The organism is Pedobacter hiemivivus, from assembly GCF_005144565.1.
Lineage (GTDB): Bacteria > Bacteroidota > Bacteroidia > Sphingobacteriales > Sphingobacteriaceae > Pedobacter > Pedobacter hiemivivus.
The window spans coordinates 882,661-892,559 of the sequence record NZ_SWDX01000002.1 but is presented as its reverse complement, the minus strand read 5'-3'; the positions used below and the strand labels follow the sequence as shown (position 1 = coordinate 892,559).

General features: G+C 38.0%; 10 protein-coding genes. All 10 read right to left on the bottom strand.

The genetic code is table 11. From position 1 onward, the window contains the following. Positions 1-417: 417 nt before the first annotated feature. The 10 genes from FBD94_RS07185 to FBD94_RS07140 all read right to left on the bottom strand — a co-directional run bounded on the left by FBD94_RS07185 (position 418) and on the right by FBD94_RS07140 (position 9,898). Entirely contained in the window at positions 418-1,704 is a 1,287-nt protein-coding gene (locus FBD94_RS07185; RefSeq protein WP_131610878.1) for a citrate synthase, read from the bottom strand. Positions 1,705-1,827: 123 nt separating this feature from the next. Beyond that, positions 1,828-2,361, bottom strand: coding sequence for a DUF3347 domain-containing protein (locus tag FBD94_RS07180; protein WP_136879651.1), 534 nt, complete (start codon positions 2,359-2,361; stop codon positions 1,828-1,830). Positions 2,362-2,457: 96 nt separating this feature from the next. Then, the gene (locus FBD94_RS07175; RefSeq protein WP_131610880.1) at positions 2,458-2,967 is read right to left on the bottom strand and encodes a hypothetical protein; all 510 of its coding nucleotides are present in this window, start codon (positions 2,965-2,967) and stop codon (positions 2,458-2,460) included. 153 nt (positions 2,968-3,120) lie between these two features. Then, positions 3,121-3,651: an outer membrane beta-barrel protein gene (locus tag FBD94_RS07170; RefSeq protein ID WP_136879650.1), complete on the bottom strand. Its 531-nt coding sequence runs from the start codon at positions 3,649-3,651 to the stop codon at positions 3,121-3,123. A gap of 194 nt (positions 3,652-3,845) precedes the next feature. Next, positions 3,846-4,781, bottom strand: coding sequence for a tRNA (adenosine(37)-N6)-dimethylallyltransferase MiaA (gene miaA, locus FBD94_RS07165; protein WP_136879649.1), 936 nt, complete (start codon positions 4,779-4,781; stop codon positions 3,846-3,848). Between the two features lie 18 nt (positions 4,782-4,799). Continuing rightward, positions 4,800-5,603 carry a hypothetical protein gene (locus FBD94_RS07160; RefSeq protein WP_136879648.1) on the bottom strand — a complete coding sequence of 268 codons (804 nt, stop codon included), beginning with the start codon at positions 5,601-5,603 and terminating at the stop codon, positions 4,800-4,802. Continuing rightward, the gene (locus tag FBD94_RS07155; RefSeq protein WP_136879647.1) at positions 5,594-5,971 is read right to left on the bottom strand and encodes a DUF1801 domain-containing protein; all 378 of its coding nucleotides are present in this window, start codon (positions 5,969-5,971) and stop codon (positions 5,594-5,596) included. The genes FBD94_RS07160 and FBD94_RS07155 overlap by 10 nt, the downstream gene beginning before the upstream one ends. 61 nt (positions 5,972-6,032) lie before the next feature. Next, complete coding sequence (locus FBD94_RS07150) at positions 6,033-7,130, bottom strand: MBL fold metallo-hydrolase (RefSeq protein WP_136879646.1); 1,098 nt, start codon at positions 7,128-7,130, stop codon at positions 6,033-6,035. A gap of 6 nt (positions 7,131-7,136) precedes the next feature. Next, entirely contained in the window at positions 7,137-8,996 is a 1,860-nt protein-coding gene (locus tag FBD94_RS07145; RefSeq protein WP_136879645.1) for a DNA topoisomerase 3, read from the bottom strand. Positions 8,997-8,998: 2 nt separating this feature from the next. Further along, entirely contained in the window at positions 8,999-9,898 is a 900-nt protein-coding gene (locus FBD94_RS07140) for a histone deacetylase family protein (RefSeq protein WP_136879644.1), read from the bottom strand. Between the last annotated feature and the right edge of the window lies 1 nt (position 9,899).

The following is a 9,899-nucleotide window of genomic DNA, read 5'->3' as shown; positions in this document are numbered from 1 at the left end:
ATCCCCCTCCGGCAACTGCCCGGCAGATCTCCCCGGGTAAGAGCGCAAACTTTCTCTCCATATACCTGTCGAATATACAGCAGGATGTTTCGGATAGTTTAGGGCTTTGTTTTGTTGTGCAAACTCACCCACATCCAACTGCCTGATTCGCTTCCTGTTCGTCAGGCCGGAGATTTACCGCCGGCTTCCTTCAGATTCCTCCTCACGGAGGACACCCTTGCCTTAGGTTAACGCTTCCCACTATCAAGGCGCGTTCGGGACTTCCACCCTAGAGCTTGCGCCCGTGCCGGGCGCACACACAAAAAAAGAGCAGATAACCATAGTTCTTCTGCTCTTTTTGGACTCCAAATATTTAAAAGGACTTTTTCAGTGCCCTCTACATATACAGCCCCCCTTTTTTTTATGATTAAGCTAATCTTATCTGTCTTTTATCGGTACAAATTTTCTATCGGTATGACCTACATAAATTTGACGTGGACGACCAATTGGTTCTTTGTTTTCGTGCATTTCTTTCCATTGTGCAATCCATCCTGGTAAACGACCTAAAGCAAACAATACAGTAAACATATCAGTTGGGAAACCTAATGCTCTGTAAATGATGCCTGAGTAAAAATCTACGTTTGGATAAAGTTTACGTTGAACAAAATATGGATCATTCAATGCTGCTTCTTCAAGTTTCTTAGCGATTTCTAAAACTGGGTCATTGATTCCTAGTTTCTCTAAAATATCGTCACAAGCCTTTTTAATGATCTTAGCTCTTGGATCAAAGTTCTTGTAAACCCTGTGACCAAAGCCCATCATACGGAAAGGATCGTTTTTATCTTTAGCTTTATTAATCCATTTTTCAGTGTCACCACCGTCTTCTTTAATCAATTCAAGCATTTCAATTACAGCTTGGTTTGCACCACCATGTAACGGTCCCCATAAGGCATCAATTCCAGCAGATACAGAAGCGTATAAATTACAGTCTGAAGAACCAACCATTCTTACTGTAGAAGCAGAGCAATTCTGTTCGTGATCAGCATGTAAGATCAGCAAAGTATTCATTGCGCTAACTACTACTGGATCAATTTCAATCTCTTCAGTACGCTGACCAAAGATCATGTTCAGGAAGTTACTTACGTAATCGAATTTGTTTTTAGGGTAAATAAGTGGATGACCTAAAGATTTTTTATAAATGAAAGAAACGATAGTTGGGAACTTTGCCAATAATTTGATCATTGTCAGATCCATTGTTTCAGGAGATGAATTTGCATTCAGTGACTCTGGATAGAATGTCGACAAAGAACAAACCAATGAAGACAATTGAGCCATTGGATGCGATTTTGAAGGATAACCATCCAAAAACTTTTTCATATCCTCATGGATCAGCGTATGTCTGCTAATCTGTGACTGAAAGTTCCCTAACTGATCCTGTGTAGGCAAATCGCCATAGATCAATAAGTAAGCTACTTCCAGGAATGTAGATTTTTCTGCCAGTTCTTCAATCGGATATCCTCGGTATTTTAAAATACCTAGTTCACCATCTAAAAAGGTTATTGCACTCTTTGTAGAGCCCGTATTCTTGTATCCAAAATCTAAAGTGATGTGACCTGTTAAATCTCTTAGCTTAGAAATATCAATAGCCTTTTCCCCTTCGGTACCTGTGATAACGGGGAACTCGTACACTTTTCCATCAATCTTAATTTCTGCAATATCTGACATATATATTCTTAAATTTATAAAAACAAACTTAACTAATCCATTCCGATTAGCTTTCAGCTTACTATAACAAAGCTGTTAAATTATTATTAAATGTGGGTCAAAACCAAGTAAGAATCTTAAAAATTACTTAGCTGATTTGATTTCTTCCAAAACTCGACCACATTCCATCATTTCATCCCCATAATATGGGTTCTGTATTTTCTGCTCTCCAGAAAGCCAATCGCCACCATCTCCATTATTAGCCATAGGGCAATGCTGAACAAAAATGGAACCTTTCACGACATCTGCGTGTTTAAACAACGCAATTACATCTTGACTTAATGAAGTAAATTCTTTCCGTTGGGCTTTAATATCTTTTGCAGTGGCAATTTTATCAGCAATTAACGAAGTACTTTCACATCCTTTGTAATTGGCAAGATCTGTTTTAAGTACTGATGCTGTTTTTTGTGCATCTTCAAATTTTGTGCTAACTAACGCATCCTTCAAAGCGATATACCCATTGTAAATGGCCTGAACTTTAGTGTCTTTTAATTCCACGCCTGCTGTGCCTGTCTCGACGGCTTTTGACGTGGTGTCTGAATTCCCTGCTACTTTTTGATCTGTATTTGTGCAAGAAACTACCCCTGTAATCAGCATTACTGCCAGATATTTTCTCATGTTTCGTTTTTTTGGTTAAAATAGCATTTTAATTTTAAATAAATAAAAAAGCTCCTGAAAAAATCAGGAGCTTTTAACAATTTACTATAAAACTACTTATAATTTAAATCCATAAGCAATACGTAATGCAACCTGACCTAAAGAAGCGCCTTTAAATTCGGCACCTTCATAACGTAAACCTAAGTCTAATCCGTTGTCGAATCCATAACCAATTCCCGGAGCCCACAAAAAGGCTGTACCAGCTCCCGACTCCGTACCAAAGCCTGCCCCAAGCTCTCCTGAAAAATAGGCACTCTCCGCGAAGAAAACTTTAGCACCCGCTTTAACAGGAACCATTCCAAAACTACCGCCTCCGTAACTGTCTTTTAATGAAAAATTAGTATAACCTGCGGATAACATTCCAGATATATTTGAACTGAAATCTTTTTGCAAACGTAAATCACCTCCTATTGCAAGACTATAGCCTTTTGATGTTGGCACTCCAACATTAAGCCCCACGCCTAAGCGCGTTGCTTTAGAATCACCCGATTGGGCATTTACATTAGTCGTGAAAAACAAAGCTACAACAGCTGCTGCTGAAACTAAAAATTTAGTAGTTCTATTCATTTTATTGTTTCCTTATTATTTAATTAATATTACAGGTTAATCCTGTTTCATTTACAATCTCTCAAATGGCATGCCATATATGTTAACATTATACCTAAAGTAAGAAAGCCACTGAAAATCAGTGGCTTTCTTACTAATAAATTAAATTGTAGATTATAATTTAAAGCTATAAGCTAAACGTAAAGCGAATTGACCGTTTTGTGGTCTATAAGTAGAAGAAGATTCTTTTTGAGTGTAACCTTCATATCTTACACCAAGATCAAAACCATTTGCACATGCATAACCTAGACCACCTGAGTAGATGAAAGCAGTTTTAGAACCTTCTTTGATTCCAAATCCAGCACCTGCTTCAGTTGATAAATATAAACCACCAATTTGAGGGAATATTTTCACACCAGCTTTTACTGGGATAAAGTTGTAATCAGCACCTTGATTGTCATCTGCTTTTAATGTAGTATAACCACCTGTTGCAGTAATCGCTAATTCTCTAGTTAAATCAAATTGGAAACCTAAATCAGCACCTAAACCATATTTAAACGGAGATTCTTTAGTCGTAACACCACCGCTAATACCTAAACCAAAACGAACACCTTTAGCATTTTCTCTTGTTTGTGCTTGAGATACTGTTGCTGTTAACATAAATAAACCTGCTGCGATTGCCAAAACTTTTGTAACTTTTTTCATTCTTTTTTTTAATTTCAATTATATAATATATACGTCTACATAAATAAAAGTTTCAATTCGATAAATTACTTAGTCCTCGAGTTAAAAATTATTTATTACCGACTCCATTTACAAAAGACATGCCATTATTATAATGTCGCTTTTATAACGCACAAAATTGAAACCATTAAACGGAATAAATTTTCTCTTAATAATTAATCATTGCGATTGAAATGTTTATCATACAATGATAAAGACTGAGCGGTTAGCTCATCCGTATTATCCGAATCTATCCAGTTTATTTCTACGCCATCCTTTTCCATTTTCCTAAAAAAAGTCATCTGCCGTTTTGCAAACTGACATATCGCAATACCTAGTTTTTCCTTCAACATCTGATAATCAATCTCAGCAGACAGATAGGAAACAACAAACTTATATTCAAGACCATAGAACGTAAGCATCTCCTTAGGAACTCCGCTATTGATTAATCCCTCAACTTCTTCAATTAAGCCCTGACTAAGCCTTAAATCTAATCTATTGAGAATCCTTTTTCTACGCAAATTAACATCAGAAGCTAAGCCAATAATACAAGAATTAAAATCTGGTCTTTCTATTTTTTCAAGCGTATTCTCTGTTAAATAAAAAGAAACTTCAATTGCTCTGATTAATCTTTTTTTGGAAGACAAATCAGCATGAGCAGTAAATTCATGAGAATATTTTGACAAAGAATTCCGGAGCTCAGCGATATCGAGTTCCTCTAAGCTTCCCCTTAACGTAGCGTTTTGCGGAATAGCCGTGTACGCATGGTTCTGTAAAATGCTATGAATATACATACCAGTTCCACCGCACAATATAGGGAGTGCTTTTTTGTCAGTTATCGTTTTAAAAGCATCATAAAAATCTTCCTTAAACTCATTTACGTTATAGCTCTCCCCTGCTTTTTTAATATCAATCAAATGATAAGGAATTTTTATACCATTAATGACATATTCATCAAGATCTTTCCCAGTTCCAATATCCATTCCTTCAAATACTTGCCTACTATCGGCACTAATAATTTCACCGTTCAAAGCATTAGACATATTGACAGCTAGCTTAGTTTTACCAGACGCAGTCGGCCCCAGTATTACAAGAAGCGGCTTCTTATCCATTATCATCATTTAAAAAAATCATGCCAAGTATAATATATATTTAAGATTTCCTGTATTAAAGATGGGTAGATATTCACTTAAAACCTCCGGCGCAGCAACCGGCAATCGATGAGAAAAACACCTTTGAAGGTCAGTTTTATGCAACCATATTTGTGCTGGTGGTGTTACATTAACCAATTTAAACCCTGATTGCGCATAAGCATTGCCCAGCGACCAGTCACGATCAGCGTAACTCATGACATCATTAGGCGTTACCATCTTAATAAAATGCTTCAATAGTTTCGTAAATCCGCCTGTAACCGTATACCCTATAAGCGCTGCAAAGCGAATCAACTCTACTGACTTATAATCTGGAGCAATCCTTTTCATCAATCTAATATTACTAAAACAAGCAACTGCTACTATTTGCCCATCCATCTGTAAAGCGAATTTATATTTAGCTCTTGCGGACTCATGAATATGATTGCGATTCAAAAAATCATCTGCTTCGTTTTGGTTGATCACTATAATCTCGCCTTTGCGTCCATGCAATCGCTTATTTAAGCCCAGAACAGACTTAATTCTTCCCAATACCTGTTCCTGCCTGGCTAACCAAACATCCTCCCACAATTGCAATAAAGTTATGTTTTTAAGCTGATAGGCAGACTGCAGTTCGATCAATTCTACCGGGCTATAATTGTTATCAAGAGCTATTAAATTAAGGACTACCTTGTCATTACACAGCAGCAGATCATATTTCTCATGCTCAACAGGCCTTACGTCAATACCAACATCCTGAAGTGTGGTAAGCACCACATTTTTCCAACCAAAACTTATACCCAACCCTTTTCCTTATATAATCTATATCCCTCTGCCAATGCATCCTCAATATGAGCTAAAAGCGCTTCGTCCAATTTTTTGATATGAAAACAAGATTTACCTTTTAACAGCTTCAAAAGTGCAGGATCAAATATCTGTTTCATCTCTGGCTCTGCATATACCGGCATATAATAAAGCCCAACATGCCCCTTATGTATCATAACTGCTGCAAAATATACTTCATTCCTTTTTTTACCATTAATAGTTACTTCTATATCACTCCACAAATCATAAGTAGTCTCACTATTGATCCTGTTATTAAAGCCTAAAGTAGCATAAGGTTGCAATACTGCTCTGATGGTCTGAAATATTTCTATAAAATCTGTTTTCATAACGCTAAGATCAATCTACTAAAACAACACCTCGAAAGCTATATTGTTTAACCTCTACCCTCTATTTATCCAGCCACCATTCTTTTGACGGGTAATTTTCATCTAAAATAACGGCTTCACCCAATATAGGGGTTGTTATTTTAAAATTTTCTTCTTTAGCCTTCTTTACTGCCCTTATCACTGGCTCATTCCAATTATGCATAGCCAGCGCAAACTTACTCCAGTGCACTGGAAGTAACACTTTTGCTTTTAAATCTTTAGCAGCCTGAACAGTTTGCTCAGGAAACATGTGAATCAATGGCCAGTAGGCATTGTACTGTCCACATTCCAATATAGCCAAATCAAAAGGCCCATGCTGTTCCCCAGTTTGTTTAAAATGTGTATCGTATCCCGAATCGCCACCCAAATACAGCTTATGCTTTGCACCCTGTAATATAAATGCCGACCATAAAGTTTGATTTCGCTTAAATAGCCTTCCGGTAAAATGACGTGCAGGTGCAGCAGTAAATTTTAAACCACTAGCAATGGATTCCTCGCCCCAAGCCAGCTCCACTATTTTGTCAGCAGGTATTCCCCAATGTTCCAGATGCGCTCCTACTCCTAAGGAAGTAATAAAAACCTCAGTTTTATCTTTCAATTTTAAAACGCTTTGATAATCCAGGTGGTCATAATGATCATGGGTAATCAAAACGATATCCAAAGCAGGAAAATCCTCAATCTTAATAAAATCTGTTCCTTTATAATTTTTTGAACCAATAAAGGATATCGGTGAAGTACGTTCACTGAATACAGGATCTACCAAGATCTTAATCCCATCCATCTGCAAATAATACGAAGAATGACCAAACCAAATCAATTTAGTTTTAGTTGTTTCCGAAAAATCAGGCGTAAGATGAGGAAGTGCATCTTTAGGCCTGCGCTGTTCATTTCCTTTTACCATCGCTACAATCATGTCCCAATAACTTACATCATCAGGTTTCATTGGGGTGGGCGACAAATTATCTAGCGTTCCGTCTGCTTTAAAATTAGGCAGTTTCTTCAATCGTTCCAAACGAGCACCCCACGGAGCTTTACCAAATACTGGTAAATTAAACACCCATATGACAACTATAGCTAGAACAATTACAACAACAAAAATGGAATACATATACTTTTTCATTTACTATTAATCAACCTTTGTGGGTTCTTGTGGGGGTGGTGCTAGCTTTGCTGCCAATGTATTTCCAGCAAGCAAAAGTTCGTTGGTAATGGTCTTAGTATAATCTGCAATTTCCGCTTTAAAATCTACCACTGAAGCTCCCGTACGTATTTCTTCTAAACGCTTTTCCCATTGTCCAGTCAGTTCAGCCTGTGCTATTTTCTGGTCTTTCACCACATCATAAACCGCCAATCCTTTCGCTGTAGGCACCAGGTTACGCTTTTCCCTCGAAATATACTCCCTGTTAATCAAAGTCTCAATAATGGAGGCTCTGGTTGCAGGTGTACCCAAACCACTATCCTTCATTGCATACCTTAACTCTTCATCCTCAATATCCTTACCCGAAGTCTCCAGCGCCTTTAACAACGAAGCTTCGTTGTACATCGCTTTCGGCTTAGTTTGCTTTTCTAACAAGGCCTTATTGGTAATCGGTAATTCCTCTCCCTTTTTCACTTTAGGTAAAGCGGGGTTATCTTCATCTTTCTTCTCATCATCTGTTTCATTGAAAACAGAACGCCATCCCGCAGAGCGAATTACAGTACCATTTGCTACAAACAAAGAACCCGATTCGACAGATATTTTAGTGATTTCTTTCACACATTCCTGATGAAAAGCCTCAAGCATCCGTCCAACTACCATATCATAAACAGCCTGTTTATCACCACTTAATTGATACGGTGATTCACCTGTAGGTAAAATAGCATGGTGATCCGTCACCTTCTTCGCATTTACGCTTCGCTTATTCAATGGAATAGTCAACAAGAACTCTGCTTGCTTACCAAAATCCTTATGTACTTTCAGTTTATCAATCAGATTAGGAACACCTGCATACACATCATCACCAATATACCTACTACCTGTACGTGGATAAGTAACCAGCTTACTTTCATACAAGCCTTGTAGTAAATTCAAGGTCTGATCAGCCGTAAAGCCTTTACGCTTATTTGCTTCCTGCTGCAGACTACTTAAATCGTGCAGCAATGGAGGGGGTTCTTTTCGGGGTTTAGCTTCAACACTTAAAATCTTACCGCCATTACTAAAGCCAGATGCAACATCCTCAATTTTAGCCAGCAGCTCCTCTGCATCCTCCTTTTTATCGAAATTATTTACAGACATGGCTCTAAACAGCTGTCCATCCTTATCTAATTGAATAGCCAGCTGGTAATACAACTGTGGTACAAAGTTCCTAATTTCAAGATAGCGGGAGCAAATCATAGCCAATGTTGGTGTCTGAACCCTTCCTAGTGACAAAACAGATCTATTTCCCGCCGAGATACTCAATGCTTGTGTAGCATTCATACCGACCAACCAGTCCGACTCAGAACGGCAATGTGCAGAATTAAACAAAGTATCGTAATCAGTCCCCGGTTTTAAGTTCCTAAACCCTTCTTTAATAGCCTCATCAGTTTGCGAAGAAATCCAAAGTCTTCGAAAGGGCTTTTTACATTTCAAAAAATAATAGATATAACGGAAAATCAGTTCACCTTCCCGCCCGGCATCCGTCGCAACTATAATCTCTTCAGCTTCATCAAATAACTTTTTAATGATATCAAGTTGTTTTCGTACACCAGGATCTTCAACCATACCATCCTTAGTTTTTATTTTCCGGATAGCCAGTTTAAATTTCTTGGGCAACATCGGTAAATGCTGTCTTCGCCAGCCAATAAACCCATAATCCTGAGGGGGGGCTAATTGCAGCAAATGCCCAAATGCCCAGGTAAAAGAATAACCTTTTCCTTCAATATACCCATCCTTTTTAGTTGTAGCACCGAAAACCTTAGCCAATTCACGCCCCACCGAAGGTTTCTCTGCAATAACAATCTTCATAATTATTCAAAAATATCTAAACCAATCTTAAATGTATTACAATGTGCATCAACAATATCCTTTATGTTTGGCGAATAACCACCACCCATACTTACCTGAACAGGCAATTGGTTGTCTTTGCAAAATTGCAACACCATCCTATCTCTTTCTTTACAGCCCGCTTTACTCAAAGCCAACTTTCCTAGCTTATCGCTTTCCAACACGTCAACTCCCGACAAATAGAATACAAAATCAGGGTTATGCGCCAAAAGCATAGGAAGTGCCTTACTTAATTTTTCTAAAAACACCTCGTCGCTAATGCCATCTTCCAAAGCAATATCCAGGTTAGAAACTTCTTTTCTAAATGGAAAGTTCTTATCCCCATGCATTGAAAACGTAAATACCCGATCTTCATTATAAAAGATCTCAGCAGTTCCATTACCTTGATGAACATCCAAATCTATAATCAATATCCGCCTAGCCAAACCATTATTCAACAAGTAATTAGCAGCAATAGCTTGATCATTCAACAGACAAAAGCCTTCACCCCAGTTACTCCCTGCATGATGTGTACCACCAGCCACATTAAATGCTATACCATACTGCATTGCATACAAAGCTCCATCAATCGTCCCACGAGCTATCCTGACCTCTCGTTCAACCAATTGGCTATTTAAAGGAAACCCAATTCTTCTTTGCTCCTTTGCAGGTAGCGTCAAGTCTTTTAACTGATCCCAATATCCCTTTTGGTGTGATAACAAAACCACATCTTCAGCTAAAGGCTCCGGTGCAAACAGGTTACTTTCGGTAATTATGCCCTCATGCAATAATTGTTCAGGAATCAACTCATATTTAACCATTGGAAAACGATGTCCTTCGGGTAAAGGATGTGCATACAATGGATGCCACGCAATCTTAACCATC

Bases quoted from the DNA above. Each gene is read 5' to 3' on its own strand.
- FBD94_RS07185 (WP_131610878.1), bottom strand. From the start codon at position 1,704: ATGTCAGATATTGCAGAAATTAAGATTGATGGAAAAGTGTACGAGTTC.
- FBD94_RS07180 (WP_136879651.1), bottom strand. From the start codon at position 2,361: ATGAGAAAATATCTGGCAGTAATGCTGATTACAGGGGTAGTTTCTTGC.
- FBD94_RS07175 (WP_131610880.1), bottom strand. From the start codon at position 2,967: ATGAATAGAACTACTAAATTTTTAGTTTCAGCAGCAGCTGTTGTAGCT.
- FBD94_RS07170 (WP_136879650.1), bottom strand. From the start codon at position 3,651: ATGAAAAAAGTTACAAAAGTTTTGGCAATCGCAGCAGGTTTATTTATG.
- miaA (WP_136879649.1), bottom strand. From the start codon at position 4,781: ATGGATAAGAAGCCGCTTCTTGTAATACTGGGGCCGACTGCGTCTGGT.
- FBD94_RS07155 (WP_136879647.1), bottom strand. From the start codon at position 5,971: ATGAAAACAGATTTTATAGAAATATTTCAGACCATCAGAGCAGTATTG.
- FBD94_RS07150 (WP_136879646.1), bottom strand. From the start codon at position 7,130: ATGAAAAAGTATATGTATTCCATTTTTGTTGTTGTAATTGTTCTAGCT.
- FBD94_RS07145 (WP_136879645.1), bottom strand. From the start codon at position 8,996: ATGAAGATTGTTATTGCAGAGAAACCTTCGGTGGGGCGTGAATTGGCT.
- FBD94_RS07140 (WP_136879644.1), bottom strand. From the start codon at position 9,898: ATGGTTAAGATTGCGTGGCATCCATTGTATGCACATCCTTTACCCGAA.